The sequence below is a fragment of the Pseudoxanthomonas sp. LH2527 genome, assembly GCF_022539275.1.
GTDB lineage: Bacteria > Pseudomonadota > Gammaproteobacteria > Xanthomonadales > Xanthomonadaceae > Pseudoxanthomonas_A.
Genome location: NZ_JAKZBW010000003.1, coordinates 142,825 through 168,301 on the forward strand (window position 1 = coordinate 142,825; position 25,477 = coordinate 168,301).

27 protein-coding genes are annotated in these 25,477 nt (G+C 68.8%); 12 read left to right on the plus strand and 15 right to left on the minus strand.

Annotated elements, in window-relative coordinates:
• Positions 1 to 191 precede the first annotated feature (191 nt).
• From MMG85_RS03425 to MMG85_RS03450, 6 genes are all read right to left on the minus strand, one after another.
• The gene (locus MMG85_RS03425) at positions 192 to 632 is read right to left on the minus strand and encodes a hypothetical protein (RefSeq protein WP_241044735.1); all 441 of its coding nucleotides are present in this window, start codon (positions 630 to 632) and stop codon (positions 192 to 194) included.
• A gap of 88 nt (positions 633 to 720) precedes the next feature.
• Positions 721 to 915 (minus strand): CPXCG motif-containing cysteine-rich protein, encoded by a 195-nt coding sequence (locus MMG85_RS03430; protein ID WP_055939930.1) that lies wholly within the window; start codon positions 913 to 915, stop codon positions 721 to 723.
• Entirely contained in the window at positions 915 to 1,202 is a 288-nt protein-coding gene (locus MMG85_RS03435) for a DUF3247 family protein (RefSeq protein ID WP_055939928.1), read from the minus strand. Before MMG85_RS03435 ends, MMG85_RS03430 begins: the two co-directional genes overlap by 1 nt.
• A gap of 62 nt (positions 1,203 to 1,264) precedes the next feature.
• On the minus strand, positions 1,265 to 1,942 hold the full coding sequence (locus tag MMG85_RS03440; RefSeq protein WP_241044736.1) for a type 1 glutamine amidotransferase domain-containing protein: 678 nt from the start codon (positions 1,940 to 1,942) through the stop codon (positions 1,265 to 1,267).
• 58 nt (positions 1,943 to 2,000) lie between these two features.
• Positions 2,001 to 2,909: a phosphogluconate dehydrogenase (NAD(+)-dependent, decarboxylating) gene (gnd, locus tag MMG85_RS03445; RefSeq protein WP_241044737.1), complete on the minus strand. Its 909-nt coding sequence runs from the start codon at positions 2,907 to 2,909 to the stop codon at positions 2,001 to 2,003.
• 37 nt (positions 2,910 to 2,946) lie between these two features.
• Entirely contained in the window at positions 2,947 to 3,645 is a 699-nt protein-coding gene (locus MMG85_RS03450; RefSeq protein WP_241044738.1) for an alpha/beta hydrolase, read from the minus strand.
• A 119-nt stretch (positions 3,646 to 3,764) separates the two neighbouring features.
• On the opposite strand from MMG85_RS03450, the gene MMG85_RS03455 reads away from it, so the two are divergent.
• From MMG85_RS03455 to MMG85_RS03475, 5 genes are all read left to right on the plus strand, one after another.
• A complete protein-coding gene (locus MMG85_RS03455; protein ID WP_241044739.1) occupies positions 3,765 to 4,655 on the plus strand; it encodes a TIGR01777 family oxidoreductase in 891 nt (296 codons plus the stop codon).
• 447 nt (positions 4,656 to 5,102) lie between these two features.
• Positions 5,103 to 5,579, plus strand: coding sequence for a transposase (locus MMG85_RS03460; RefSeq protein ID WP_241044740.1), 477 nt, complete (start codon positions 5,103 to 5,105; stop codon positions 5,577 to 5,579).
• Positions 5,580 to 5,750: 171 nt separating this feature from the next.
• Positions 5,751 to 6,137: an MmcQ/YjbR family DNA-binding protein gene (locus tag MMG85_RS03465; RefSeq protein WP_241044741.1), complete on the plus strand. Its 387-nt coding sequence runs from the start codon at positions 5,751 to 5,753 to the stop codon at positions 6,135 to 6,137.
• A gap of 131 nt (positions 6,138 to 6,268) precedes the next feature.
• Complete coding sequence (locus tag MMG85_RS03470) at positions 6,269 to 6,682, plus strand: VOC family protein (protein ID WP_241044742.1); 414 nt, start codon at positions 6,269 to 6,271, stop codon at positions 6,680 to 6,682.
• 91 nt (positions 6,683 to 6,773) lie between these two features.
• On the plus strand, positions 6,774 to 8,039 hold the full coding sequence (locus MMG85_RS03475; protein ID WP_241044743.1) for an RNA polymerase sigma factor: 1,266 nt from the start codon (positions 6,774 to 6,776) through the stop codon (positions 8,037 to 8,039).
• A 34-nt stretch (positions 8,040 to 8,073) separates the two neighbouring features.
• Here the strand turns inward: MMG85_RS03475 and MMG85_RS03480 are convergent, their stop codons facing one another.
• The gene (locus MMG85_RS03480; protein ID WP_241044744.1) at positions 8,074 to 8,592 is read right to left on the minus strand and encodes a DUF1993 domain-containing protein; all 519 of its coding nucleotides are present in this window, start codon (positions 8,590 to 8,592) and stop codon (positions 8,074 to 8,076) included.
• 159 nt (positions 8,593 to 8,751) lie between these two features.
• Here MMG85_RS03480 and MMG85_RS03485 point away from each other — a divergent pair, with 159 nt between their 5' ends.
• On the plus strand, positions 8,752 to 9,270 hold the full coding sequence (locus MMG85_RS03485; protein WP_241044745.1) for an adenine phosphoribosyltransferase: 519 nt from the start codon (positions 8,752 to 8,754) through the stop codon (positions 9,268 to 9,270).
• A 39-nt stretch (positions 9,271 to 9,309) separates the two neighbouring features.
• Here the strand turns inward: MMG85_RS03485 and MMG85_RS03490 are convergent, their stop codons facing one another.
• Positions 9,310 to 9,519: a hypothetical protein gene (locus tag MMG85_RS03490; protein WP_241044746.1), complete on the minus strand. Its 210-nt coding sequence runs from the start codon at positions 9,517 to 9,519 to the stop codon at positions 9,310 to 9,312.
• Positions 9,520 to 9,874: 355 nt separating this feature from the next.
• Positions 9,875 to 10,354, minus strand: a complete 480-nt coding sequence (locus MMG85_RS03495) for a transposase (RefSeq protein WP_241044747.1) — start codon at positions 10,352 to 10,354, stop codon at positions 9,875 to 9,877.
• Positions 10,355 to 10,624: 270 nt separating this feature from the next.
• On the opposite strand from MMG85_RS03495, the gene MMG85_RS03500 reads away from it, so the two are divergent.
• From MMG85_RS03500 to MMG85_RS03510, 3 genes are all read left to right on the plus strand, one after another.
• Complete coding sequence (locus tag MMG85_RS03500; protein ID WP_241044748.1) at positions 10,625 to 11,287, plus strand: ECF-type sigma factor; 663 nt, start codon at positions 10,625 to 10,627, stop codon at positions 11,285 to 11,287.
• Between the two features lie 166 nt (positions 11,288 to 11,453).
• Complete coding sequence (locus tag MMG85_RS03505) at positions 11,454 to 11,711, plus strand: hypothetical protein (RefSeq protein WP_241044749.1); 258 nt, start codon at positions 11,454 to 11,456, stop codon at positions 11,709 to 11,711.
• A 134-nt stretch (positions 11,712 to 11,845) separates the two neighbouring features.
• On the plus strand, positions 11,846 to 12,301 hold the full coding sequence (locus tag MMG85_RS03510; RefSeq protein ID WP_241044750.1) for a hypothetical protein: 456 nt from the start codon (positions 11,846 to 11,848) through the stop codon (positions 12,299 to 12,301).
• 89 nt (positions 12,302 to 12,390) lie between these two features.
• On the opposite strand, the gene MMG85_RS03515 is transcribed toward MMG85_RS03510, so the two are convergent.
• Entirely contained in the window at positions 12,391 to 13,227 is an 837-nt protein-coding gene (locus tag MMG85_RS03515) for a hypothetical protein (RefSeq protein WP_241044751.1), read from the minus strand.
• Positions 13,228 to 13,543: 316 nt separating this feature from the next.
• On the opposite strand from MMG85_RS03515, the gene MMG85_RS03520 reads away from it, so the two are divergent.
• Complete coding sequence (locus MMG85_RS03520) at positions 13,544 to 14,122, plus strand: mechanosensitive ion channel family protein (protein ID WP_241044752.1); 579 nt, start codon at positions 13,544 to 13,546, stop codon at positions 14,120 to 14,122.
• Positions 14,123 to 14,137: 15 nt separating this feature from the next.
• On the opposite strand, the gene MMG85_RS03525 is transcribed toward MMG85_RS03520, so the two are convergent.
• From MMG85_RS03525 to MMG85_RS03535, 3 genes are all read right to left on the minus strand, one after another.
• Complete coding sequence (locus tag MMG85_RS03525) at positions 14,138 to 16,264, minus strand: methyl-accepting chemotaxis protein (protein WP_241044753.1); 2,127 nt, start codon at positions 16,262 to 16,264, stop codon at positions 14,138 to 14,140.
• Between the two features lie 150 nt (positions 16,265 to 16,414).
• Positions 16,415 to 17,656, minus strand: a complete 1,242-nt coding sequence (locus tag MMG85_RS03530; RefSeq protein ID WP_241044754.1) for an MFS transporter — start codon at positions 17,654 to 17,656, stop codon at positions 16,415 to 16,417.
• Positions 17,657 to 17,717: 61 nt separating this feature from the next.
• The gene (locus tag MMG85_RS03535) at positions 17,718 to 19,007 is read right to left on the minus strand and encodes a glycoside hydrolase family 2 TIM barrel-domain containing protein (RefSeq protein WP_241044755.1); all 1,290 of its coding nucleotides are present in this window, start codon (positions 19,005 to 19,007) and stop codon (positions 17,718 to 17,720) included.
• Positions 19,008 to 19,089: 82 nt separating this feature from the next.
• Here MMG85_RS03535 and MMG85_RS03540 point away from each other — a divergent pair, with 82 nt between their 5' ends.
• Positions 19,090 to 19,476, plus strand: a complete 387-nt coding sequence (locus tag MMG85_RS03540; RefSeq protein ID WP_241044756.1) for a DUF6165 family protein — start codon at positions 19,090 to 19,092, stop codon at positions 19,474 to 19,476.
• Between the two features lie 148 nt (positions 19,477 to 19,624).
• Here the strand turns inward: MMG85_RS03540 and MMG85_RS03545 are convergent, their stop codons facing one another.
• The gene (locus MMG85_RS03545) at positions 19,625 to 22,285 is read right to left on the minus strand and encodes a GEVED domain-containing protein (RefSeq protein ID WP_241044757.1); all 2,661 of its coding nucleotides are present in this window, start codon (positions 22,283 to 22,285) and stop codon (positions 19,625 to 19,627) included.
• A gap of 207 nt (positions 22,286 to 22,492) precedes the next feature.
• Positions 22,493 to 24,952 carry a hypothetical protein gene (locus tag MMG85_RS03550; protein ID WP_241044758.1) on the minus strand — a complete coding sequence of 820 codons (2,460 nt, stop codon included), beginning with the start codon at positions 24,950 to 24,952 and terminating at the stop codon, positions 22,493 to 22,495.
• A gap of 72 nt (positions 24,953 to 25,024) precedes the next feature.
• Here MMG85_RS03550 and MMG85_RS03555 point away from each other — a divergent pair, with 72 nt between their 5' ends.
• The gene (locus MMG85_RS03555) at positions 25,025 to 25,222 is read left to right on the plus strand and encodes a hypothetical protein (RefSeq protein ID WP_241044759.1); all 198 of its coding nucleotides are present in this window, start codon (positions 25,025 to 25,027) and stop codon (positions 25,220 to 25,222) included.
• The last annotated feature ends 255 nt before the right edge of the window (positions 25,223 to 25,477 follow it).

Genomic DNA, 25,477 nt, shown 5'->3' on the forward strand with positions numbered 1-25,477 from the left:
GGCTGTTCCTTCTCCCGCGAGGCGGGGAGAAGGTGGCCGGAGGCCGGATGAGGGGCGTGCGCGGTAGCAGGCCGGCGTGCGGCGTGCGCCCCGCGTTGGAAGCGATCCGTCCGCATCACGATACGGGCTCCGTCGCCCCTCACCCGCCTTCGGCACCCTCTCCCCGCTGCGCAGGGAGAGGGCTGCAGCACTCACGCCAACCAGCCGCGCGCCTTCGCCTTGTTCGCGTAGCGCCACAGGAACAGTGCGATCAGCACCAGCACGATGGGCATCACCAGGCCGGCCGGACCGTAGGCGGTCCAGGCGGGCGTGAGCGCGAAGGCGCCGATGATCTGCACCAGCAGCGCCAGCAGCGACACCAGCAGCAGCGGGGTTGCCCAGCGCTTCTTCGCCAGCAGTCCCACGCCGCCCAGCACGCCGGCGAACACCGCCACCGCGAAGGCGATGTTGATCCAGCCCGGCGTGCCTTCATAGACCGCGCGTTGCGCGTCGGGCAGCGAGGCCAGCCGTTCGGCGGACATGCTGACCTGCAGGTACCAGAACGCCACGCCGACCAGGTTCCAGACCAGCGCGAACACCGCGATGATCCAGTAGACCAGCGAGCCTTTGGCAGCCGTCGTTGTCGTCGTCATCTTCTTCCCTCCCCAGGGCCGGTTGTGTGGACCGGGGAGAGCATAGCGGCGCGGGTCGCGATACGGCCGTTACGGTCGACGGCGCAGCTCAGGCGTCGTCCTGGCCCCACGCGGCCACGTCCACCGTGCCGTCGTCGTCCACGCTCACGCGCACTTCGATCGGCCGGCAACAGACATGGCAGTCCTCGATGTACTGCTGGTCGCCCGCCGAATCATCCACCACCAGCGTGATGGTTTCGCCGCAGTACGGGCAGGCGATGTCGGCGGAGGGAAGATGTGGCATCAGGACGAGCCCAGCACGGTGACCGTGGCGATGCGGTCCAGCCACAGGTAATGCACGACGTTGGGCCGCTTGCTGTCGTCGATGCGCACGACGGCATTAAAGCCTTCGTGGCCGTCGGCATCCCGGAACACCTGCACGGTCGGGCGCGCAGGCACGGTGCCCGTGATCGAACCCCCGTCGGCCAGCTGGATCTCCACGCTCACCTCGTCGGGCAGCTGCTGTATCAAGGCCTCCATGCGGGCGATATCGGCCTGCCGCGTGTAAAGGTGCTGGGGTGCTTCCGTCATGGTCCACTCCCACGCGATAAGGGGCGCACCGTAGCGTCTTCGCAGTAAAGCACCGTGAACATTCAGCGCAACAGCCGCAGCACGTCCTCGGCCGCCGCCTCGGACGAGGCCGGATTCTGCCCGGTCACCAGCGTCCCATCGACCACCACATGCGACTGCCACAGCGCGCCCCGCTCGTAATGGGCGCCGTTCTTCTTCAGCGCGTCTTCCAGCGAGAACGGCACCACGTCGGTCAGGCCGACCGCCGCTTCTTCTTCATTGGAGAAACCGGTCACGCGCTTGTCCTTCACCAGCGGCTCGCCGAGCGAACTGCGGGTGTGACGGAACACCGCCGGGCCATGGCACACCGCCGCCACCGGCTTGCCGGCGGAGAACGTCTGTTCGATCAAGCGGATCGAATTGGCATCCTCGGCCAGATCCCACAGCGGGCCGTGTCCACCGGGATAGAAGACCGCATCGAACTCGTCGTCCACCACGTCCTTCAGCCGCTGCGTCGCCGCCAGCGCGGCCAGCGCATCGGCATCCGCGTTGAAGCGCACGGTGGCGGCGGTCTGCGCATCGGGCGCGTCGCTCTTCGGGTCCAGCGGCGGCTGGCCGCCCTTCGGCGAGGCCAGCACGATGTCCGCACCCGCATCCTTGAACACGTAGTAAGGCGCAGCGAATTCCTCCAGCCAGAAGCCGGTCTTGTGCCCGGTGTCGCCCAGGCGGTCATGCGATGTCAGCACCATCAGGATCTTCATGGGGGGTTCCTTTCGTGGAAGCCGCCAGCCTAGCGACGACGGCGATAAGACCGGGTGATCAGTCTGCCTTCTTCACCGCATGACCACCGAACTCGTTGCGCATCGCCGACAGCAACTTGTCGGTATAGGCATCGTGCTCGCGCGAGCGCAGGCGTTCGAGCAGGGACAGCGTGATGACCGGCGCGGACACGTCCAGGTCGATCGCCTCGGCCACGGTCCAGCGACCTTCGCCAGAATCGGACACGTACGGCGCAATGCCGGCCATCGTCGGATTCTTCTTCAGCGCATCGGCGGTCAGGTCCAGCAGCCACGAGCGCACCACGCTGCCGTGCCGCCAGATCTCCGCCAGCGCGCCCAGGTCGAAGTCCATCGCCGTCTTCTTCTGCAGGATCGCGAAGCCCTCGGCATAGGCCTGCATCATTCCGTACTCGATGCCGTTGTGGATCATCTTGGCGAAGTGGCCCGCGCCGCTCGGCCCCACGCGTCCCCAGCCGGTGTCCGGCGTGGGCGCGAGCGTGGCGAACACGGGCCGCAGCCGGTCCACCGCCGCGGCATCGCCGCCGATCATCAGGCTGTAGCCTTCGGTCAGACCCCACACGCCGCCGCTGGTGCCGCAGTCGAGGTAATGGATGCCGGCATCGGCCAGCGCGATGGCGCGCCGCTGGCTGTCCTTGTAGTTGGAATTGCCGCCGTCGATGACGATGTCGCCGGCGGTGAGCAGCGGACGCAGCTGCGCCAACGTGTCGTCGACGATCTGCCCGGCCGGCACCATCAGCCACACCACGCGCGGGGCCGGCAACGCGGACACCGCATTCTGCAGGCTCGCGTGCGGCACGATGCCGCGCGCTTCGGCCTGCTGGCGTGCCGCCTCGCCCGGGTCGTAGCCGCGCACGGCATGGCCGCCGCGCACCAACCGCTCGGCCATGTTGGCGCCCATGCGCCCGAGTCCGATCATCGCCAGTTCCATGTGTACTCCGTGGGTTGAACAGAAAGAAAAGGATGCGTCATGCCGCCGTCAGCCACGCGCGCAACACGGCGGCGGTTTCCTGCGGCACTTCCATCGGCGGCAGGTGGCCGCAGCGCGCGAACACGTGCAGCCGCGCGCCGGGGATGCGTTCACGCATCAGGTGGGTCTCCTCGGGCAGCGTCATGCGGTCGTCCTCGCCCACGCCGAGCAGCGTGGGGACGGCGATGGTGGGCAGCAGCGGCTCCGAATCCGGGCGATCAATGATGGCGCGCTGCTGGCGCACGAAGGCCGGCAGGCCCACCCGCTGCGCCATCGCCATCACGTCCTCACCGACCGCGCTTTCGACTCGACTTTCGTGCACCAGTTGCGGCAGCAGCTTGCGGGTGACGCCGACGAAGCGGCCGGCCTCGGCCAGCATCAGCCCCGCCTGCCGCACCAGCTGGCGCTTGGGCGGATCGCGTCGCGCACTGGTGTCCAGCAGCGCCAGCCGCGCCACCCGCTGCGGGGCCTGGCGCAGGATCTCGAACGCCACGTAGCCGCCCATCGACAGCGCCGCCAGCGCGAACACCGGCGGCGCCGACGCCAGCACGCGTGCGGCCATGCCGGCGACGCTGTCATCGCGGGTCAGGTCGGCGTGGTGGATGGGCGCCACATCGGCCAGCGCCTCGGCGGGATCGCGCCACAGGCGCTCGTCGCACAGCAGGCCGGGCAGCAGGAGCAGGGGGAGCGATGCCATGGCGCTTAGTGTAGTGGCCGCGCCCAGGACTGACCGTCGATCGCCACCCACGGTCCGTTCCACATCCGCAACACACCCCGCTGCGTATGCTGCGCATCGCCCTTCCACGAACCGCGCCCATGCATGTCCTGCTCACCGGTGGCACCGGCTTCATCGGCCACGCCCTCTGCGACCACCTGTTGCAGGGCGGCCACACGCTGACGGTGCTGACCCGCGATCCCGCCCAGGCCCGCGCACGCGTGCCGTCCCCGGTGCGCCTGCTCGCCACGCTCGACGAAGCACGCGATGTGGAAGCCGTGGTCAACCTGGCCGGCGAGCCGCTGATGGCCGGCCGATGGAACGCAACGCGCAAGGCGGCCTTCCGCGGCTCACGCTTGGCCACCACGCAGGCGCTGATCGCGTGGATGGCGCGGCAGTCGGTACGCCCGCGCGTGCTGGTGTCGGGCTCGGCCATCGGCTACTACGGGCCGCGCGACGACGAAGCGCTGGACGAATCCGCCGCTCCCGGCGACGACTTCGCCGCCCAGCTGTGCCGCGACTGGGAAACCGAAGCGATGCGGGCCGAAGCCCTGGACGTGCGCACCTGCCGCGTGCGCATCGGCATCGTGCTGCACCCCGACGGCGGCGCGCTGGCGAAGATGCTGCCGCCGTTCCGGCTGGGCGCCGGCGGGCCGATGGGCGACGGCCGCCAGTGGATGAGCTGGATCCACCGCCACGACCTGGTGCGGATGATCGCCTGGCTGCTGGAAAGCGACCGCACCGGCGGCGCCTACAACGGCACCGCACCCGCCCCCGTCACCAACCGCGACTTCGCCCGCACGCTGGGCAAGGCGCTGCATCGCCCCGCGGTGCTGCCGACCCCGGCGTTCGCCCTGAAGGCGGGCTTCGGCGAAATGGCGCAGCTGCTGCTGACCGGCCAGCGCGTGCTGCCGGCGCATGCGCTGGCGGACGGCTTCGCGTTCCGCTTCCCCACGCTGGAAAGCGCGCTGGAGGATCTGTTGCACGACTGACGGCGTTGCCTGCACGCCTTCGGACGGAACGGCGACGGACCTTTTCGGGTCTCGCGAGGCCGTTGATGTGAGAAGAACGGAAGTTTTTCGGTCACGCGAGGCCGTTAGTGTCAGAGGAACGGATCTTTTTGGGCCACGCGAGGCCGTTAGTGAGAGAAGAACGGACCTTTTTCGGCCTCGCGACACCCGTAGTGTGAGAAGAGCGGATCTTTTCGGGCCTCGCGAGGGCGTTGGTGTGAGAAGAACGGATCTTTTCGGGCCTCGCGAGACCGTTAGTGTCAGAAGAGCGGCTGTTTTTCGCCCAAGCCGGCATTCCCGCTCCGCGATGCCGGGAGTCCGCGGTGCTCCCTCCCAGCCTACGCATGTTGCCTGTCTTCGGGTAAGGCATTGACCCGCAGTGCCGTAGGCTGGGATGCAGCGTAGCGGAATCCCAGCTACCGTCCCCCGATGCGCACCTATCGACGGGACCGGACGCCCGGTGGCTGCTACTTCTTTACCGTCAATCTGGCGGACCGGCAGCGTCGCACCCTGACCGACCACATCGATACGCTGCGGCGAGCGTTCCGCGTCACGCTCGCTGCCCATCCGGTGCGCATCGACGCCATCGTGGTGCTGCCGGACCACCTGCATTGCCTGTGGCAATTACCGCCGGACGATGACGACTATCCCTTGCGATGGCGACTGATCAAGGCGCGGTTCGCGATGGGTGTAGCGGATGACGTATCGCCGACCGCAAGCCGTCGGCGCCGGGGTGAGCGCGGAGTATGGCAGCGCCGCTACTGGGAACACCGCATCCGGGACGAGGCCGACCACGCCCGGCACATGGACTACATCCACTACAACCCGGTCAAGCACGGGCATGTCGCGAGGGCGCAGGACTGGCCGTATTCGTCTTTCCGGCGCTGGGCCGCACGCGGGGTGTAGGCGGATGACGGGGGCGGCGGGCGGTGAGAAGAAGCGCTGGGATTGCGCTTCGCTCCATCCCAGCCTACGGATCATGGTGAGCGGGCGACGGTGCGCGCTTGCGGACAGCCTGTGCCCTCGGCATCGCTTGCGGGCACGCCGTTGGCGCCGTGGCGGCGCTAGCATCGGTGCATGGATGTCGCCGCGCTCAAACGCCATTGCCGTTCCCTGCCGGGCAGCGCTGAAACGCTGCATGGCGCGCCCGCCAACATCCTGGTGTACGACGTGGGCGGCAAGCGCTTTGCCTACTTCAAGACCAGCGAGCCGGAGCGTTGGCGTTTCAGCTTCAAGGTCGCACCGGAACGTTTCCTGGAGCTGACCGACCAGCCCGGCATCAAGCCGGCGCGCTGGCTGGGGCACCACCGCTGGATCACGGTGGTCGACGTGTCAGCGATGCCGGCCGTCGAGCTGAAGGCGTTGGTGGCATGGTCCTACGACTACGCCTGGAATCGGCTGACCGAGCGCCAGCGCGTGGCGATCCGGGACGAGGCGCCGGGTGCCGGCGGTCGCGTCCGCTGAGCCGCCCCTCTGCCGAATGAAATCCCGTCGCCCGCCGTGTCGATTCCCGCCCCGCCGGCTCGTCGCCTGCAGCAAGAGCACCCGCATGCCGCTTCGCGGTATGCCCTCATCACCCACCCAAGGAGCACGACATGAACGTCAATCCCTACCTGATCCTCAACGGCGACTGCGAAGCCGCCTTCACCTTCTATGCCAAGGCCACCGGCGGCGAACTGGGGCCGTTGATGCGCTTCGAGGGCACCGAAGGCTGCGAGGACATGCCGGCCGAGTACAAGCAGAAGATCATGCACACGCACGTGATGTTCGGGCAGACCGTGCTGATGGGCTCGGACAACCATCCGGCGTATCCCTACGACGGCGTGAAGGGCTGCTCGGTGTCGCTGTCGGTGGACAGCATCGCCGACGCCGAGCGGATCTTCGCCGCGCTGTCCGAGGGCGGCCAGGTGACCATGCCGCTGGCGCAGACCTTCTGGGCCGTGCGCTTCGGCATGCTGGTCGACAAGTTCGGCGTGCCGTGGATGATCAACTGCGAGAAGGATGCGTGATGCCCGCGCGGAGACATCGTGCACGCGATGGCTCCCCTGTTCGCTGCGCTGCGACTTTCACCGGTCGCAGCGCCATGGTGTGATGCGCGGCATGTCGACGTCCCCCACCCATCGCGCGATCGATGCCGTCTGGCGCATCGAATCGGCGCGCGTGATCGCCGGCCTGGCGCGCATGCTGCGCGACCTGGACCTGGCCGAGGAACTGGCACAGGACGCGCTGGTCGCCGCCCTGGAGACCTGGCCCCGTGACGGCGTGCCGGACAATCCGGGGGCGTGGCTGATGACCACCGCCAAGCGCCGTGCGATCGACCGCCTGCGCCGGCTGCAGTTGCTCGACCGCAAGCACGAGGAGCTGGCGCGGGAACTGGAGGACGTGCAGGAAGACCGTCGCGCGCGCGACGAGGACGCGCTGGACCACGACATCGACGACGACCTGCTGCGGCTGGTGTTCGTGTCGTGCCATCCGGTGCTGTCGATGGACGCACGCGTCGCGTTGACGCTGCGCCTGTTGTGCGGCCTGGCGACGGACGAGATCGCGCGCGCGTTCCTGACCTCCGAGCCGACCGTCGCGCAACGCATCGTGCGCGCCAAGCGCACCCTGGCCGAGGCCGACGTGGCCTTCGAGGTCCCGCGCGGCGACGAACTGCAGGAACGGCTGGCGTCGGTGCTGGGCGTGGTCTACCTGGTGTTCAACGAAGGCTATTCGGCCACCAGCGGCGATGACTGGACGCGTCCTGCGCTGTGCGAAGAGGCGCTCCGCCTGGGCCGCATGCTGGCCGCGCTGGCCCCGCGCGAACCGGAAGTGCACGGCCTGATCGCGTTGATGGAGATCCAGGCCTCGCGCCTGCATGCACGCGTGGGCAAGGACGGCGCACCGGTGCTGCTGCTGGAGCAGGACCGCAGCCGCTGGGATCGCCTGCTGATCCAGCGCGGGCTGGAGGCGCTGTCGCGCGCCGAACGGCTGGGCGGCGCGTTCGGCCCCTACGCCCTGCAGGCGGCCATCGCCGCCTGCCATGCGCGGGCCACCACCGCCGAGGCGACGGACTGGACCCGCATCGCGACACTGTACGCCGCGCTGGCGCAGATCGCGCCCTCGCCGGTGGTGGAGCTCAACCGCGCGGTCGCGGTCTCGATGGCCACGGGCCCGGCCAGTGCCCTGCCGCTGGTCGACCGCCTGCTCGACGAGCCGGCGATGAAGCAGTACCACCTGCTGCCCAGCGTGCGCGGCGACCTGCTGTTCAAGCTGGAACGTCGCGAGGAAGCGCGTGCGGAGTTCGAACGCGCGGCGGCACTGACCCGCAACGCACGCGAACAGGCGCTGCTGCTGGCGCGTGCGCGCGACTGCGTGACGGACTGATCCGGCACGCGCCCGCCGCGCGCACGCCACCCGCTCAGTCGGCCGGACCCAGATAGTCCAGCTTGCCCAGCGGCACGCCGTTGTGGCGCAGGATCGCGTGCGTGGTGGCGGCGTGGAAGAACAGGTTGGGCAACACGAAACCGAGCAGGTAGCCGCGGCCGTCGAAACTCAGGTCGCCGCGCGTGCGCGTGGACAGCGTGACGGTGCGCGTCTCGCTGCCGGCGAGCGCCGCGTCGTCGAACGTGCCCAGATAGGCGGCCACCGCCTCCAGGCGCGCATACAGTTCGTCGAACGTGGTTTCGACATCCTCGAAACGGGGGGATTCCACGCCGGCCAGCCGCGCCGCACCGAACTTGGCGGTGTCGGTGGCAATCTGCACCTGCCGCACCAGCGGCAGCATGTCCGGATACAGGCGCGACTGCAGCAGCACGGTGGGCTCGTAGCCCTGCGCGCGCGCATGCGCTTCTCCCTTCTCCAGCGCATGGCGCAGGTTGCGCAACGCACGGAGGAAGACGGGGACGGAGGTTTCGTACATCGACAGGGCAGCGCTCATGGGCAGGCATCACCGGACTCGGGGACGGGGAGCATAGTCCGGCCCCGGCACGCTGATTAGCCGTCCGCGACGGGAGAGTGCATCCCGCCGCAGGCCGTGATGGTCCGCGCCCGCTCCGCGCGCCTGCGCTAGCATCGTCGCCCCGCCCTGGAGCCCGCCATGCCCGACTGGACCGATTTCCTCCGCGATGTGTCCGACTTCCCCAAGCCCGGCATCCTGTTCAAGGACATCACGCCGGTGCTGGCGGACGCCTCCGCCTTCGCCGGGGCGATCACGGCGATGGCGCAACCATGGCGGCACGTGCCCATCGACGCGGTGGTGGGCGTGGAAGCGCGCGGGTTCATCCTCGGTGCCGCACTGGCGCGCGAGCTCGGCGTGGGCTTCGTGCCGGTGCGCAAACCCGGCAAGCTGCCCGGCGCCACGCTGTCGCTGGACTACGGACTGGAATACGGCCGCGACCGCCTGGAAATCCATGTCGATGCGATGCGGGCCGGCGCGCGCGTCATCGTGGTCGACGATGTACTGGCGACCGGCGGCACGCTGAAGGCGGCCGTGCAGCTGGTCGAGCGGCAGGGCGCGGTGGTCGTCGGCACGGGCGTGCTGGTGGAACTGGGCTTCCTGGGCGCGCGTGCCGCGTGGGACCACGGCGCACCGTTGCACGCCACGGCGGTGTACTGACGCCTGCCGCCGATCACGTGGCAGCGCCAGTGCGGCGGATCACTCGGCGACGCGGGTGACGTAGGCGCCGGTGGCGATGATCTGGAAGGTGTCGTTGTCGATGCGGCGCACGTGGCTGCCGTCTTCCAGCACGTAGGCGGGCGCCTGCCGGGTGTCGCGGTGGGCAGGCGCGGCGTCATCGCCGCGATTGAGCTGGATGCGGCAGCGACGGCCGGAAGCGTCCTGCGCCATGAAGACATGGGTCGTCATCAGTACTTCCTCGTGTGAAGAGAGGACGTACGAGGATAGGCCTTCGCGTGTTAAGCGCCCGGAAGCCGCTCGAGGCGATCGGTGACGCGGCGTGCACAAAAACGAGGGGGAGGCATTGCACCTCCCCCTCTGGCGCCATAGCGCGAAGCCGGCCATGTGTCGGGCATGGACGGCCATGGGTGCGCTCCAATGGGGTTGGAGCGGCCCACCTAGCCGCCGACGGGGGAACGCCGACGGATAGCCAGGTGCGGGAAATGCTCGGCGGCCAGCGTGGTGCCGCCGCCGATCATCCCCACGTGTTCAACGAAAATCTTCTATCCCTATTCGCATCGCGAGGCCGGATACAGGACATCGCTCACGAAGCGCGCATCGCCCGGCTGAGATGCTTGGTGTTGTTGCGGTGCAGGTAGCGCTGGATCAGTGCATGCAGGTCGAGGGCGCGCTGATCCTGCTTGTCGAAATGCGCCAGCACCTGGTTCCAGTTGCCATCCTGCGCCCAACGGATGAAGCGCACGTAGATGCCATGCCAGGAACCGAAATCGCGCGGCAGGTCCGACCAGTAGGCGCCGGTCTGCGCGACCCACAGCACCGCCTCGATGAAGCGGCGTGCGTTGCCGCCATGACGGGCGCGTGCGCCCACGCGGCCGGGCAGCGCATGCATCAGCTGCTTCCATTCCTCGGCCGTGAGCCGCTGCATGATCGGCCACTGGCTGATCGCACGCGGCCCGATGCCCTGCGGCAGGTTCCACTGCGCGGGCGAACCCTCCATGCCCGGGGTTTCAGGGGACGCGGGGTCCTTGTCACGTACGGGGTCGACCGCATCTTCATGCGCCATGTGCCGACCTCCACTGGACCGCCGTGATGTTTTCCTTTGTCATCGGCTTCCGCGCCGACGCCACCGCACAACCGACCTTCTTCAAACTCCGCATGACATCCTCTTGTGGATCCTGCCCTTCGATACACTCTTGCCGTCCATTCACTTCGCCCGTGCGTCTCCGTGCATTCCGATGACAGCGTCATGAAGCCGCGATTACGGCTTGCATGACGGTCGCGGACGGGTCATATATGTAAGGAACGAGATCGTGATAGCGGACACACTCCGGACATGAGGGACCAGCGAGACACGGACGAGACACGTCCCGGGGCCACCGCCATGCCGGGACCGCTCGATGTCGCCGCCATCCCGCCGCCGGACCCGGACTCCGTCACCCAGTTGCTCGGCGAGGTCGAGAAGGGGCAGCCCGGCGCCTGGAACCGCATCTACGCGCTGCTGTACCGGGACCTCCACCAGATCGCCCGATCGCAGATCCGCCAGCAGCGGCGCGGCCATGTGCGTTCGCCCACGTCGCTGATCAGCGAAACCTGGCTCAAGCTGGCCAGCGCCGACTTCAGTGTGGAAAACCGCGCGCATCTGGTGGCGCTGGTCGCGCGCGCCATGCGCTTTGTATTGCTGGACGAGGTCCGGCGAGCGCTTGCGGAAAAACGCGGCGAGGGCATGGACCTGTTGCCGCTGGATGAAACCACCGAACCGGGCCAGAGCCCGCGGCTGGAACAGCTGCTGATCCTGGACCAGGCCTTGAACGATCTGGCCAACCTGGATGCCCGCCTGGCGCAGGTGGTGGAGATGCGCTACTTCGGCGGCCTGAGCGAGCTCGAGATCGCCGGCGTGCTCAAGGTGACCGAACGCACGGTGCGCCGCGACTGGCGCAAGGCCCGCGCATTCCTGTTCAGCCACCTCGGTGACGGCGAGTTGCCCGACCCGCTCTGAGACATGCCGCCATTTCGGGACGACGGCGCGTCCTGAAATGTCATCGGGAACCGAAACCTCCTGATGTGCCCGAACACTACGCCCGCCTCCCATGCCCCCGGCCCGCCTTCGGCGACCTGCCGCGACGGGCATCGGCAAGGGCCCGGACGACGGCGATGGGGCGCGAATGAAGCAGGCCCGCGCCTTGGCGATGTTCCTGTTCGACACCTACTCCGAGATGGCGGACGAGGACCAGGCCTCGGCCCTGGCGACCCTGCAGACGGTCGATCCGGCCGTCCACGACGCCCTGGTGCAGCTGCTGGTTGCCGACGCGCTGGCGCATGACCTCGACGTACCGCCCTGGCTCGGGGCGGCAACCCCAGCCCTGGCCAGTGAAGACGCGGCACAGGACACGCCGGGCCTGTCGGACGACAGCCGCGGCTGACCCGGCGTCAGGGACCCTCTGAACCGCCGTCATCCGGACGCGCAGACCGGTCATCCGACCCTGCGCCCGCCTGCCGCACTGTGCCGGCCATCGCATTCCGTATCACATTCAGGAAGGCACTCGATCACTGTCCCGTGCTGAATGTGACGCCGGCGCGCGGAACTGCGACGGCGTTAGCAGCCGCCGCCGCTTTCGCCGGCCTCTGGCAGCTGTTGCCCGAGCAGTGCGACTACCAGCTCGGGCACGCGCCCCGGCGCGGGCATTACCGGCTCGCCTGCGCCGACGACGGCGCGCTGTCGATCGCGTCCGAATGGTTCGGCAGGAACGGCAAGCGCCACCAGGCCGCGTTCGATGGCCGCGCCGACGGCGTGCCTTACCCGTACCACGGCACGCCGCACGCCGACGCCCTGAGCTTCGAGTCGGTGTCGCCCACGCAGCTGCACTCGACCACCTGGCACGACGGCCAGGAAGTGCAATGGTCCGAACGCGAACTGGTCGACGCGGATACGCTGGTCATCCGCATGCGTGGCCACCTGAGCGATGGCCGCAGCTACACCAACGTCGGCGTGTTCCGCCGGCAGGACAGCTGACCCACGCGTCCCGGCACCAGAAAAAGGGCGCCCGCAGGCGCCCTTTTCGTTTCACGGCCGTGCCGATGTCACCTCGGCACCGCCGCGACTCAACGCGTCTGCACGCAGCTCTGCAGCCACAGCACGCGCTTGGCGTCGTCGTAGCGCAGGAACTGGCCCTTGAACGTGACCTTGTCGCCCTTGCGGAAGGTCAGCACGTTGGCCAGCTGGTTGGGCTTGAACAGGCATGCCACGCCCACGCGCGGCTCGTTGTCGCCGGGCACCTGCAGAAGACCCGCACCCTGCTGCGGGATCTCGAACGAGACGTTGTAGTCCTCGCCGTCTTCCTGGATGTAGTCCACGCGCCCGCGCAGCGCATAGTGGCGCCCCTTGTGCCGCGCCGTCACCGCCACCGCATTGCCCTTGGCCTCGCGGGCGATCTCGCGCGAGAATACGTAGACGTCCTTCACCGTCACGTCGGCGTTGTTCTGCGTCTTCGCGCCCTGTGCCGCGGCCGCGCGACCCTCCTTGCCGCCCTTGATCCTGGCGAGGATCTGGCACATGTACGGACGCATCGCGTCCGCCTTGGCGATCTGGCCCTTCTCGGTCTTCACCGTCATCTGCACGACGGCAGCGCCGCCTTCTTCGCTGACGTTGATCAGGGTGGGAATCGCGCGCGTGGCGCCGGTGGAGCGCTGCTCGACCAGCATCGTGCCGGTGTCGGCGTCCTCGGTGATCACGTCCATCTTCTCGCTGATCATCACGCCACGCACCTGCCCCATCGCGTCCTTGAGCGACAGGTCCTGCACGGTGACGCGGCTGGAGAAGTCGGTGCCGGAGAAGATGCTGCCGGACTTGCTGAAATTGTCCTCGCATTCACCCGCGATGGCGGCGGGCGCCACGCTCGACAGGGCGAGCGCGATGGCGGCAAGTAGCTTGTAAGTCATGTGGTCCTCACATAGTGGAAGTAGCGGGCATCCCGGATTACTCGCGTGGCGCTTCCCGCCTGGCAGCGTCCGTGCCCGCGCCATTCTGGCAAGCAGGAACGCCATCTCACAAGCGCCGTCTCGTTTTGCCGGACACGAAGCAGACGGGTTTTCAGGGGGCGACGTGTGCCCCAGCATTCCGCATGTCCGTGAAACAACCATCAAATGCAGGGCAGCGAGGCGTACGCCCGGTTGACCCTGCGGGCGCGCCGGGCGACCCTTTCCGCATGACACACCCGCCCCTCGCGTCAACGCGCCTGCTTCCGTCCTCCGGCCGATGAGCCGCCATCCCCTGCCCGCATGGCTGCAGGAATGGGCGGTCATGGCCGTCCCGGTGGCGCAGGCGCTCGCCATCCTGGTCGCCGCCTGGCTGCTGCTGCGGGTGCTGCGCATCGTGGTGCGGCGCATCTGCGAGCACTACCAGCTGCCGGCGCAAGTGGCGGTCAGCGCGCGACGGCTGCTGGGCGTGCTGGTCTACGTGTCGGCGTTCATGGCGGCGCTGGGCCAACTGGGGGTGTCCGGCAGCGTGCTGTGGACCGCGCTCACGGGCTTCACCGCCGTGGCCGCCGTCGCGTTCTTCGCGGCATGGAGCGTGCTATCCAACATCTTCTGCAGCGTGCTGATCCTGACCACGCGGCCGTTCCGCGTGCACGACCACATCGAAGTGCTGGAGAACGGCGACAAGCCGGGGCTGCGCGGTCGCGTGATCGACATCAACCTGCTCTACACCACGCTGCTGGAAGAAGATGCCCTGCGCGGCGACACCGTGCTGCAGATTCCCAACAGCCAGTTCTTCCAGCGCACCACGCGGCGCTGGCGCTCGGGCGCGCCGCCGACGGCGTCCTCGCCCGAGTAGCGCGCGCTGCCGCGCTCAGGCAGCGGCGGCCAGCGGGCGGGACGGTGTCCGCAGCTCCGTCCTGAACACCGCAACGGACGCCGACAACGCCTGCGCCTGTTCTTCCATCGAACGTGCGGCCGCCGACGCCTCCTCCACCAGCGCGGCATTCTGCTGGGTGGTCTCGTCCATCTGCACGATGGTCTTGTTGACCTGCTCGATGCCGGCACTCTGTTCCTGCGAAGCGGCGGAAATCTCGGCCATGATGTCGGTGACGCGCTGCACGCTGGCCACGATCTCGGCCATCGTCGCGCCGGCCTGGTTCACCAGCACCGAGCCATCGGCGACCTTGTCCACCGAGTTCTCGATCAGGCCCTTGATCTCCTTGGCGGCGTTCGCACTGCGCTGCGCCAGCGTGCGGACTTCCGACGCGACCACGGCGAAGCCACGGCCCTGTTCGCCGGCGCGCGCCGCTTCCACCGCCGCGTTCAAGGCCAGGATGTTGGTCTGGAAGGCGATGCCGTCGATCACCGAGATGATCTCGGCGATCTTCCGCGACGACTGCTCGATCTGCGCCATCGTCTCCACCACGCGCTCCACGGTGCTGCCGCCATCGGACGCCACGGCGGCCGCGCTCACGGCCAGTTGATTGGCCTGGCGTGCCGCGTCGGCGTTGTGGCGCACGGTGGAGGTCAGTTCCTCCATCGAGGCGGCGGTTTCCTCCAGGTTGGCGGCCTGCTGTTCGGTGCGGCGCGCCAGGTCGCCGTTGCCGGCGGCGATCTCGCTGGTGGCGGTGTTGATGGTGCCGGAGGCCTGCTGGATGCGGCCCACGATCCCGGTCAGCTGCTGCACGGTGGCGTTGGCGTCATCGCGCATGCGGGCGAACACGCCATGGAAGTCGCCTTCCATGCGCGCGGTCAGGTCGCCGCGGGCGACGGCCTTCAGCAGTTCCGAGACTTCGGCCAGGTTGCCGTCGGTGGTTTCCATCAGGCGGTTGAGGCCTTCCACCATGGCGCGGAAGTCGAACTGGTAGCGCTCCGCATGGCCGCGCTGGCCGAACTCGCCGGCCGCGGCCGCGCGCGCGAGGCCGGTGATCTCGTCGTTGATCGCCGACAGGTTCTGCTTGGTGGTGCGCATGGCGTCGGTCAGCGCCGCCTTCTCGCCCGGCAACGGCTCCATCTCCGCCGACAGGTCGCCCACGGCGTAGCGCTGCATCAGTTCCACCAGCCGCTGCATCACCGCCAGGTGCGAGGCCACCAGCGCATTGGTGTCGCGCACCATGCGGCCGTACTCGCCGGGGAAACGGGCGTCGTCCATGCGGAAGCTGATCCTGCCTTCGTCGTGCTGCCGCGCCATTTCGCCCTGCTCGGCGATGACGTCGCGCAAGGTGGTGGTCATGACCTGCATGGCGGTGCCGAGCTGGCCGATCTCGTCGCCACTGCGCACCGCCACGGCCAGGTCCAGGCGGCCGGCCGCCACCGCGCGCGCGGACGCGGCGGCGTCGATCACCGGGCGGATGACCGAGCGACGGATCCACCATGCCAGCAGCAGCACCAGCACGACGGCCGCCACCACCGACAGCACGGCGCAGGTCACCAGCGTGCGGCGTGCTTCCTGCGAGCGCGCGACCACGGCCGCGTCGGCGATCGTCTTGGTCCGCGCCACCAGCGCTTCCAACGTCTTGCCCAGTTGCCGGTCCATGCCCTTGACCAGGTCGTCGCCGGTCTGCGTGTCGTAACCGGCGGCGGCGAACTGCTCCAGTGCCGCGCGGTAGTTGCCTTCCAGTTCGCGGTGCTGGGCGGCGAAATCCGCCGCCAGACGGCGCGCCTGCGGATCGGCGATTCCGCTCGACAGGTCCTGCGCCAGCGCGGCGACATCGCGCCCCCTGGCATCGAAGGCGGCCACGTACTTGGTCCGCTGCTCATCGTCGTGGCCACGGATCAGGATGTCCTTCCACTCCTGCACCTGCACGCGGAAATCGCGGCTCAGGCGCTCGCCGTCGGCGGCCTGCGCCACCTGCACCGGGACGTCGGTGGACAGGCTGAGCCAGGCCGAACCCAGCCCGGCCAGCGCGCCCAGCAGGATGACGGTCAGTCCCAGGGTCAGGGCGCCCAGCAGCTTGGTCTGCAGGCTGAGGGAACGGGAGGCAGGTGACGAAGACATGGCGATGGCACGGCGATGAGGAGAAGGCATCGTCATAACGGCGCGCCACGCCGGAAATTGACGAAGCGCGGCTGCGGCTCTTCGTTTCGGGAACGGCCGCCTCTTTATTTCATTTTGATGACAGCGCCGAACCTGCGGCGCGGCACGCTGTCAGCGCTGCGATTCGCAGACGATATCGCCAACGCCGGTGTGCGCACGCAAGGTCTGCCGCGCCCACGCATAGAGCAGCAGGCCAGCCACGGCCATGGCGGCGCCGACGTAACCGGTGGACGTCCAGCCGTAGCCGGCGGTGATCGCCATGCCGCCCAGCCACGGGCCGAGCGCGTTGGCGGTGTTGAACGCGGCATGGTGCGAAGCCGCGGCGAGCGTCTGCGCATCGCCGGCCACGTCCATCAGGTGCGATTGCAGGATCGGCCCCAGTGCGCCCATCAGGCCGATCATCACGGTGGCCAGCAGGATCGTCGGCAGGCTGTTCGCCAGCAACGGGAACAGCAGCAGCGCCACCATCGCCCACGCCAGCACCATCCACGCGCCGCGCAGCTGGAAGCGGTCCGACAGCCAGCCGCCGACGAAGTTGCCGATCACCCCGCCCACGCCGAAGCCGGCCAGGCCCAGCGGGATCCACGCCGGCGACACGCGCGTCACTTCCAGCATCGTCGGCGCGAGGTAACTGAAGACCGAGAACATGCCGGCAAAGCCGATCGCCCCGATCGCCAGCGCCTGCCATACCGGCACACGGTGGAAGGCGCGCAGTTCGTCCAGCGGCTTCGGCTTGGGGCCGTCGACGCCCGCCGGCAGCCAGATCGCCAGCAGCATGGCCGTGACCAGCGCGACCAGCGCCACCACCGCGAACACCCAGCGCCAGTCGATCAACTGGCCCAGCCAGGTGGCCAGCGGATTGCCGATCAGGATGGCCAGCGTCAGGCCCAGCATCACCAGGCTGATCGCGCGGCCGCGCCGGTTCGGCGGACTGATCGCCACCGCGGTCAGCGCCGCGACACCGAAGTACGCGCCGTGCGGCAGGCCGGCGATGAAGCGGAACACCAGCAGGCTTTCATAAGTCGGTCCGAGCGCACTGGCCAGGTTGCCCAGGGCATAGAAGCCCATCAGCGCGAGCAGCAGGGTCTTGCGCTTCCAGCCCGCACCGAGGATGGCCAGCAGCGGCGCGCCGACCACCACGCCCAGCGCGTAGGCGCTGATCAGGTGGCCGACCTGCGGCTCGGTCACGCCCAGCGACGCCACCATGTTGGGCATCAGCCCCATGCTGGCGAACTCGCTGGTGCCGATGGCGAAGCCGCCCAGCGTCAGCGCGAACAGGACCAGGCCGACCTGGCGCGGGGTCAGCGGTGCGGTGACGGAAGGGAGGGAAACGGGGGGCGGGGCGACATCCATGCGCCATTATGCTGCGCCGCAACAGCAGCGTCGACGCCGCGGGTGGAACGCAGCGGCCGGGTCAGCGTGGCGCCACCCGGAACGGCAGGTTGGCGTACGCCGCGTGCCCGTGGCCGTCGTGGACTTCGACGAACAGCCGGTAGTCGCCCGGCGCCGCCGGCGCGGTGAAGGTCATGCCGCCGTTGCCGTCTTCCTGCACGGCCAGCGCCACCTGCGGCGGCACGTCCTCGCGGTCGCCGCCGATGCTGGTCGCCGTGCTCTCGTGCAGCACGGTCCAGCGATAGCGCAGCGGATCGCCCTCGGGATCGCGGGCCTCCACCTGCGCCGCATACGAGCCGCCGGGGGCCAGCACGATGCTGTCGATCGCCACGCGGCCGTCCAGCCGCAGCGGCTGGATCGACGGCGCGCGATTGGCGGGCCAGGCCCCGGTCCACACGTACTGCATGGCATCCACCGCCGGCGTGCTCTCGCCGCTGGGCAGGAACAGGCCATACCACGTGGGCGTGCGCTCCTGCTTGTCGCCCCACAGGAACACGTACGAGCCGAGCCCCTGTTTCGTATCCGCGGCGATCACCTGTTCGTAGCGCTGCCGCAGCAGCACCGCCTTGCGCGAGGCGTCGTCCTCGATCGGCGCCTTCCACGTGGTCAGCGGACTTTCCCAGTGCCCGGTCGGGCCCCATTCGGTGACCACATACGGTCCGGTCCAGCCGCTGCTCGCCAGCTTCTCCGGCAGCGCGCCGATGTCGCCGTACAGCTGGATGCCGATCAGATCCAGCGATGGCGCGCGCGCCTTCAGCAGGTCGATGAGCTTCTTGTCGAAGCCCGCCAGCGTGGTCATCACCGGGTGGTGGGGATCTTCCCGATGGATCATGTCGGCGATCCCGCCGACGGCATCCCACACCTTCGGGTTGCTGTAGTGCAGGTTCAGTTCGTTGCCGACCACCCACATCAGCACGGCGGGATGGTCCTTGTAGAGGTTCACCTCGGCGCGGATGCGCGCGAGTTGCGCCTTTACCGCCGCCGCGTCGTCGTAGTCGAAGCCGTGGCGCTCGTTGCCCACCTCGATGCCCATCGCCACCTTCAGCCCGTTGCGCTGCGCGCGGTCCAGCATCGTGCGCACGCTGGCCTCGTCCATGCCGGTGCGCCACGTGCGGAACGAATTGCCACCGCGGACCGCCAGCGCTTCCTGCCCCTCCCCACTCATGCCGGCCCCCTTCACCCGGAACGGCTCGCCATCCACGCGCATCACGTACGCACCCGCTTCCTGCGCGATGCGGACCTGGGACGGCGCCGCGAGGGCCCAGGCGGGCGCGGCCAGGAAGAGGAAGGACACGAACAGGCGCTGCAGCATGCGGGCGTTTTCCGGTCATCGAGGACGGGGGGCATCATGCCACGCACCGCGTCGCCGACGGCAGCAGCGCTAGAATGCCGGCATGAACACCATCCTGATCCCCGTTTCCATCGGCGAACTGGCCGACAAGCTGACCATCCTCGAGATCAAGGCCGAGCGCATCGGCGACGCCGGCAAGCGCGCCCACGTGCAGGTCGAACTGGACGGCCTGCGCACGCTGTGGAAACCGCTGGTGGTCGCGCAGGCGGAACTGTCGGCGATGAAGCAGGACCTGCGCGCGATCAACGAGCGCATGTGGGACGTGCAGGATGCATTGCGCGCGAAGGAAGCCGCGCAGACCTTCGACGACGAGTTCGTCACCCTCGCCCGCGCCGTCGCCCAGCGCAACGGCGAGCGCATCACGGTGAAGAACGCCATCAACCGCCTGGCCGGCTCGCGCTTCATCGAAGAGAAGCAGTACCAGGCCTGAGCGAGTCCTCCCGCGGGTCGGGAAGATCCGCAAGCATCACGGGCAACCATCCGCGACCGGATTGCACGCCGGCCGCTCGTCCCGGCATCGTCGTTGCGGTGTCCCGCGAACAGTAGCCGTCGCCCGCGCAGCGCGCGCGGGCTTGGCGTCAGAGTGTTCCGCTGGCGGTGACGTTGCAGGTCACCAGGAACGAGGCGGTGCCTCCGGACGGCAACGTCGGGATGGTCAGTCCCGGTGCGGTTTGCAGTGCGCCTATCGTCGGTGAAGCCGGACATACGGCACCGCCGTTGGCCGTGCAGGTGACGGTGCTGCAACTCAATCCGGGCGTGGGCAGGTCGACGACCTGGGTGCCATTGGCAGCCAGGGCGCCGTTGTTGCTGACCAGCAGGGTGAACTGCACCGTCTGCCCGCTCGCCACCGTCGGTGCGCTGGCGGACTTGACGATGGCGATGTCGGTCAACCGGGCACTGTTGGCGAACGTGCAGGTCAGGTCGTCGCCGGCCACCGGCGTCACGCTGAAGCTGGTGCCGCTGCCGGTGGGCGTCTGCCCGCCGGCCCGTGCATTGGTGCACGCATAGCTGCTCGTGTACTGCGCCGGCACCGTCGTACCGGCCGCTGCTTCGGACAACGTATACGCGCTGCCCGCCGTCGCGTTGGCATGCGTCAGCGTGCCCGTCGCGGCGCTGCCGCTGCCGGTGGTGGTCACCGCGGCAGGCGCATTCGGCCCGCTCATCGACAGGGTGAACTGGTCGGTGCCCTGCACGCGCCCGTTGGGCAGGGACTTCTGCAGCCGCAGGATCGGGATGCGGGTATTGGTGAAGGTGCAGGTGACGTTGGCGCCCGCCGCCGTGGCGGCCGCATTGAGGGTGACCGTGCGGGTCGACAGGTTCGGCGTGGCCGTCCCACTTGCCGGCAACCCGGTACAGGCGATGCCGGTCAGCGCATACCCGGCAGGCGGCACACCTTCGGTGACGGTGGTCTGGGTGCCGGCGGTGGTGAGGAACTGCGTTGCGCCACTGACGGCGGTGCCGGCCACGGTGGTGGTGATGTTCTGCGCCGCAATGCCGTTGCTGCCGGTGAAGGCGAACGTGCCCACGCCGCCCAGGCTGACCTTGCTGATCGTCACCCGCGGCCGCGCCGTGTTGGTGAAGGTGCACACCACGTTGTTGGCGGTGCTGCCGATGGTGATGGTGCCACTCAGGGCATTGGCCGTGTAGTTGAGCGCCGCGCCGGTGCCGGTGTTGCCGGTGCAGCTGAGCGATTTGGTGTAGTTGGCGGCCGCACCGACGGTGAACGCCTCGGTGACGGTGTACGTGTTGCCACGCACGACGCCGTAGGCACCGGTTGCCGTATCCGTTTCGTTGGCGCTGTTGGCGACCGCGCTCAGCGGCGCACTGGCCGGCGCCGGCGGCAACGCAGGGGCCGGCGTGCCGGAGGCGCTGAGGGTGGCCGCATCGTTGATGGTGGCGCCCACCCAGGTCTTGGCCACGGTCAGCGGCACGCTGATGGTCAGCCGGTAGTCCTCCACCTCGCCGCTGTCGGCGTAACCCCTGCCGTCGGCGGTCTGGATCTGCGATGTGGTGTAGCCCGCCCGCAGCCGCACGTAGTTCTGCCCGGGCGTCAGGCCGGAAAGAGCCGTCCAGCTGAGCACGACGCTGGTGGCGCCGCTGGCGAAGCTGGTACAGGCGCGCTCGCCGACGACGAACGCGTTGCTGCGGTCGAAGTCGATCCAGCCGCAGACGATGCCGGCCTTGCTCGCACCGCTGATCGGCACCGTCAGGCTGTAGCCGGTACTGGCGGACGTCAGCGCCGGGAAGGTGCCGATGGCGTCTTCATCCACGCCGTCGCCGTTGCCGCCGTTGTTGTCCGCATTCGCCGCCACCGGGAACGGGCTGGTGATGGAATTGGTAACGCCGACGTGGTCCGCATCCAGCGCCGTGCCCAGCCTCAGGTTGCCGACGATGTGGCTGGGCGCCTGCGCGGCATTGAAGCTGGTGGTCGGGGCGTCGCTGAAATCCTCGTCGACCGTCGCGGTGATGCCGATGGTGTCGTACCGGCCGCTGTCCAGCGATCCTTCAGCCCGCAGGTCGACCGCGAACACCAGCGTGGTAACGGTTCCGTTGACGCGGATGCTGCCGCAGCCCGCGCCGGTGCCCGCCGCATTGCAATCGCTGTCGCCGTTGAGTGGACCACTGGTGAACGACGTGGTGGTGATGTTCATGTTGCTGGGCGAGCCCACGCTGCTCAGGGTCACCCCGGAGGCAGGGGATGTGAGCCGGAAAATGGGCGAGTGATCCAGGTTGTTGCTCCGGCCACCAAAGCCCGCCACGTGCAGCACCGGATTGGTCACCGGCTGGCTGAAGGTGATGGTCACCGTGCCACGGTTGGTGCACACCCCGCCGCCGGAGGGCACGGTGCACGGCCCGTAGACCCGCACCCGCGTGGCGGAGTTGGCCGCACCGACCGCGATAACGGGCGAGTAATACGCGGAGACCGCATCGCCGCTCTGGTTCAACCCGCCCTGTCCGTCGAAGCGGAACGGTGCACTGTTGCCGCCGGACAGCGTGAGCGTGTAGGTCAGCGCGGACGGATAGGTCTTGGTGACCACGGTATCCGCCGCGGCGGTGCCACCGGAAGAGGTGGTCGGCAGCTGGTTCGCCTGCGCCTGCAGGCCGCAGGTCGCGACCAGCAGCGCGGCGAACCGCACCCGCCACACCGACAGGCCGCGCGCCTTCCCGGGGGTGACCGATGCCTGCCCAGCCCCATGCTCCCGACCCGCGCATGCGCGCATGCCGCCCCCGTTCTTCATGCCATCCCCTTCGGTTCATGCCTCGGCCCGCCTTCCCCCTGTGCGCGAACGCGCGAGGACAGGGACGAACGGATGCCTAGGTTGTCGGGCTGGCGCCGGGGTGGAGGACATTTGTGAACACATCGCCCCGGCGGCCGACGCGCCGTCGACCCCGGAAGCGGTCGCCATGTACCGGAGCGTCACGGCACATTCCCGCAGCGCGCGCGGTTACCAGCCGCTTGCCGTCACCGTGCAGGTGAGCACCAGCGTCAGCCTGCCGCCGTCGGGCAGCGCCGGAATCTCCAGTCCTGGCGCCGTCTGCAGTCCGGTCACCGTCGGCGACGACGGACAGGCCGCGCTGCCGCTGGCCGAACACGTGAGGGCACTGCAGTTCAGTCCGGGCGTGGCCGGATCCTGGATCCGGGCGCCGTCCGCCGCCGCCGGACCCGCGTTGTCGATCTGCAGGGTGAACTGCACCTGCTGACCGCTCTGCACGGTCGGCGCGCTGGCGGTCTTGAGGATCGAGACATCGGCCACGCGCGGGCGGTTGCTGAAGACGCAGGTCAGGTCGTCTCCCGCCACCGGCGTGATGTTGAAGCTGGTGCCGCTGCCGCTCGGCGTTTGTCCGCCCGGCAGTGCGTTCGTGCAGCTGTAGGTGGTCGCGTAGCTCGACAGGTTCGTGGTCGCCGCGGCGGTTTCGGACAGGGTGTACACGCTGCCCGGCGTTGCGTCCGCATGGGTCAGGGTCCCGGTTGCGGTCGACCCGCTGCCGGTCGTGGTCACGTTGGCGGGCGAACCCGGACCGGTCATCGACAACGCGAACTGGTCGCCCGGCAAAACGCGTCCGTCGGGCAATGCCTTCTGCAAGCGAAGCCGCGACACAAGCCGGGTGTTGGCGAACGTGCAGACGATGCTGGTCGCCGTGCTGCCCACCGTCAGCACCCCGCTCAGGGCATTGGCGGTGTAGGCCAGCGCCGCACCCGTGCCGGTGTTGCCGGTGCAGGTCAGTTGGCGGGCATAGCCGGACGACGCTCCGCTGTTGAAGGTCTCGGTGAGGGTGTAGCTGTTGCCGGGTGCAACGCCGTAGGGCGTCGGGCCGGTATCGGTTTCGTTCGGCGTGTCTGCGACCGAGGACAGCGCAGCGCCGCCCGCCGGCGACGGCGAACCGGTGACACTGACGGTCACCGCTTGCGTCGGCGTGGCATCGATCCAGGTCTTGGCCACCGTCAGCGTCGCCACGCCCTGCAGTTCGAGTGCGACCGACTCGGTGTCGTTGCTGGCATCGTAATCGTCGTTGCCCAGATCGTTGCCGGCGTGCGGCACTGCCGTATCCAAGGTGGCGGTGATCGTATGGCTGCCCGCCGAGGCGGGACTGTTGGGTCGCACGGGAATCGTGAAACTGCGGCTGCCCCCGCCTTCGTCCGGCCATGCGGAGCCCACCAATGTGGTCGTAAGCGCGCAGGTAATGGTGCGACTGTCCGACGCCGTGCAACCCACCGGCAACGCACCGGCCACAGACCAGTGCAGCGGCAGCGAGACAACCACCCGGAAGCCGTCGCCGGCGACCACCTGGCCCGGCCCGAGGTTCTGTGCGATGACGGTCAGCGACTGCGATTGCCCATAAGCGGTGTACGGCGACTCCGGCGGTACCACGCTGACGGCGATATCCGGGCGTCCATTGAGGTTGAGCGTGCAGGAACGGTCCTGCTCGTTGGCCAGCGCGATGCCGTCGCCAAGACAATCCCCGGTCACGGTGTAGTGGCGGCTGTCCACCTGCGAGGGCGCCTGGCTGATGACCGCGGAATAGCCGCTGCCCGGCACCACGTAGATCTCGCGGGCCGACTGGTACTCGTTGATGTTCGCTCCCACACCGTCATGCGGTGTGCGACCCGCGCCGTCGTTGTCGCCGCCATCGTCCACCAGCACGCCGTCGCGGCGCAGGTCCACGCGCCAGCCGGTGCCGCCGAGCCACGTGGACCAGCGGTAGTCGCTGAAACTTATCGCGGCGGAGAAGCGCGCCTGCGCCAGGCGTCCGCAATGGACGTTGGCGCCGTCGTAGCCTTCGCCACCGAGTTGCAACTGATAGGCGGACACGAGCGTGTCCTCGCTGGCGGCGCAGAACGGGCCCCGGTACGTGTGCGACGCATTGCCCTCCAGCACACCGGTCGTCAGGACGGTGAACCCGCTGGGGGCGAACTCGATCCAGTCGGCGGAATCCACCACCAGCGGTATGCACATCGACTGCAGTTGCGACATCCACGCCGCACCCGCCGTGTTCCGGTCGTAGCCACTGGCCTCCTTGATGACCTGGCCGGCAGGACACTTCCTGATGGTCTGGGTGCCCGGGAACGAATAGGACGGGCCCAGCACCGTCGGCGCCGTGCCGCCGGCAACCGGTGTGAGCATCACCGAGTTGCCATCGCTGGTCACCGTGGAACAGTAAAGGTCCAGCTGCGAGGTCATGCCGAAGGTGCTGGGCGTGCCGCCGTTTCCCTTGTCCACGTGGCGTATGCCGGTCAGCATCGTCCCCGTCGGGCATTGCAACGGCTCTTCGACACCCTTGTCTGTGCCGATGGTGCCTTCGTACGCGTCCGCATCCACGGTGATGCCCGCCTGCGCCAGTGCACTGCCCGACATCGCCGCGACGGCGATGCCGAGCCAGATCCGGCGTGAACCCCTGTTGCGCATCCGCCCTCACCCGTGAGTCGTCGGGCCCCACCGGAGAGGTGGCCCGTCCCGTTACCTCATGCCGGCCATCCCATGACGACGTTCACCATGGCGGCGACGCATCCCGCTCGTGCAACGTGGATGGGCGGCGCGTGCGCTTCCACCGGAAGCGTGCGCGCCGCAGCACATCAACGCGGCATGCAGGTGCACGACATGCTGGAAGGTTCGGGGGTCGCTGACGTGCACGGACAGCAAATCGACGGCGCAGGGGCGCATGTGTCGGATGTTTGATGGGCACCACACTCGCGCTGCGCAGGCTTCCACAGCGGGATGTGACTGTGCGCGAGCGCTGCCGATGCCGGCTGCGGACGAACGCGGCCATCAGCACGACGCCACATGCTCTCTTTCGGCGCGGGCAACGGACAGTCACACGGGCTGGGTCACGCATGCCACCGGCGCACGGAGCGCATTCACGAAAAAACCCTGCCGGACGCCGAGCCAGGCAGGGTGCGGGGTGTCATCGCGGCGATCGCACCGCGAACGCGC

Coding starts and splice junctions, on each gene's coding strand:
- MMG85_RS03525 (WP_241044753.1), bottom strand. CDS start 16,264: ATGTCTTCGTCACCTGCCTCCCGTTCCCTCAGCCTGCAGACCAAGCTG.
- MMG85_RS03545 (WP_241044757.1), bottom strand. CDS start 22,285: ATGAAGAACGGGGGCGGCATGCGCGCATGCGCGGGTCGGGAGCATGGG.
- MMG85_RS03520 (WP_241044752.1), top strand. CDS start 13,544: ATGAGCCGCCATCCCCTGCCCGCATGGCTGCAGGAATGGGCGGTCATG.
- MMG85_RS03495 (WP_241044747.1), bottom strand. CDS start 10,354: ATGGCGCATGAAGATGCGGTCGACCCCGTACGTGACAAGGACCCCGCG.
- MMG85_RS03430 (WP_055939930.1), bottom strand. CDS start 915: ATGCCACATCTTCCCTCCGCCGACATCGCCTGCCCGTACTGCGGCGAA.
- MMG85_RS03465 (WP_241044741.1), top strand. CDS start 5,751: ATGGATGTCGCCGCGCTCAAACGCCATTGCCGTTCCCTGCCGGGCAGC.
- MMG85_RS03490 (WP_241044746.1), bottom strand. CDS start 9,519: ATGACGACCCATGTCTTCATGGCGCAGGACGCTTCCGGCCGTCGCTGC.
- MMG85_RS03440 (WP_241044736.1), bottom strand. CDS start 1,942: ATGAAGATCCTGATGGTGCTGACATCGCATGACCGCCTGGGCGACACC.
- MMG85_RS03425 (WP_241044735.1), bottom strand. CDS start 632: ATGACGACGACAACGACGGCTGCCAAAGGCTCGCTGGTCTACTGGATC.
- MMG85_RS03530 (WP_241044754.1), bottom strand. CDS start 17,656: ATGGATGTCGCCCCGCCCCCCGTTTCCCTCCCTTCCGTCACCGCACCG.
- MMG85_RS03470 (WP_241044742.1), top strand. CDS start 6,269: ATGAACGTCAATCCCTACCTGATCCTCAACGGCGACTGCGAAGCCGCC.
- MMG85_RS03500 (WP_241044748.1), top strand. CDS start 10,625: ATGAGGGACCAGCGAGACACGGACGAGACACGTCCCGGGGCCACCGCC.
- MMG85_RS03555 (WP_241044759.1), top strand. CDS start 25,025: ATGACGACGTTCACCATGGCGGCGACGCATCCCGCTCGTGCAACGTGG.
- MMG85_RS03535 (WP_241044755.1), bottom strand. CDS start 19,007: ATGCTGCAGCGCCTGTTCGTGTCCTTCCTCTTCCTGGCCGCGCCCGCC.
- MMG85_RS03515 (WP_241044751.1), bottom strand. CDS start 13,227: ATGACTTACAAGCTACTTGCCGCCATCGCGCTCGCCCTGTCGAGCGTG.
- MMG85_RS03480 (WP_241044744.1), bottom strand. CDS start 8,592: ATGAGCGCTGCCCTGTCGATGTACGAAACCTCCGTCCCCGTCTTCCTC.
- MMG85_RS03550 (WP_241044758.1), bottom strand. CDS start 24,952: ATGCGCAACAGGGGTTCACGCCGGATCTGGCTCGGCATCGCCGTCGCG.
- MMG85_RS03540 (WP_241044756.1), top strand. CDS start 19,090: ATGAACACCATCCTGATCCCCGTTTCCATCGGCGAACTGGCCGACAAG.
- MMG85_RS03475 (WP_241044743.1), top strand. CDS start 6,774: ATGTCGACGTCCCCCACCCATCGCGCGATCGATGCCGTCTGGCGCATC.
- MMG85_RS03455 (WP_241044739.1), top strand. CDS start 3,765: ATGCATGTCCTGCTCACCGGTGGCACCGGCTTCATCGGCCACGCCCTC.
- MMG85_RS03450 (WP_241044738.1), bottom strand. CDS start 3,645: ATGGCATCGCTCCCCCTGCTCCTGCTGCCCGGCCTGCTGTGCGACGAG.
- MMG85_RS03485 (WP_241044745.1), top strand. CDS start 8,752: ATGCCCGACTGGACCGATTTCCTCCGCGATGTGTCCGACTTCCCCAAG.
- MMG85_RS03435 (WP_055939928.1), bottom strand. CDS start 1,202: ATGACGGAAGCACCCCAGCACCTTTACACGCGGCAGGCCGATATCGCC.
- gnd (WP_241044737.1), bottom strand. CDS start 2,909: ATGGAACTGGCGATGATCGGACTCGGGCGCATGGGCGCCAACATGGCC.
- MMG85_RS03460 (WP_241044740.1), top strand. CDS start 5,103: ATGCGCACCTATCGACGGGACCGGACGCCCGGTGGCTGCTACTTCTTT.
- MMG85_RS03505 (WP_241044749.1), top strand. CDS start 11,454: ATGAAGCAGGCCCGCGCCTTGGCGATGTTCCTGTTCGACACCTACTCC.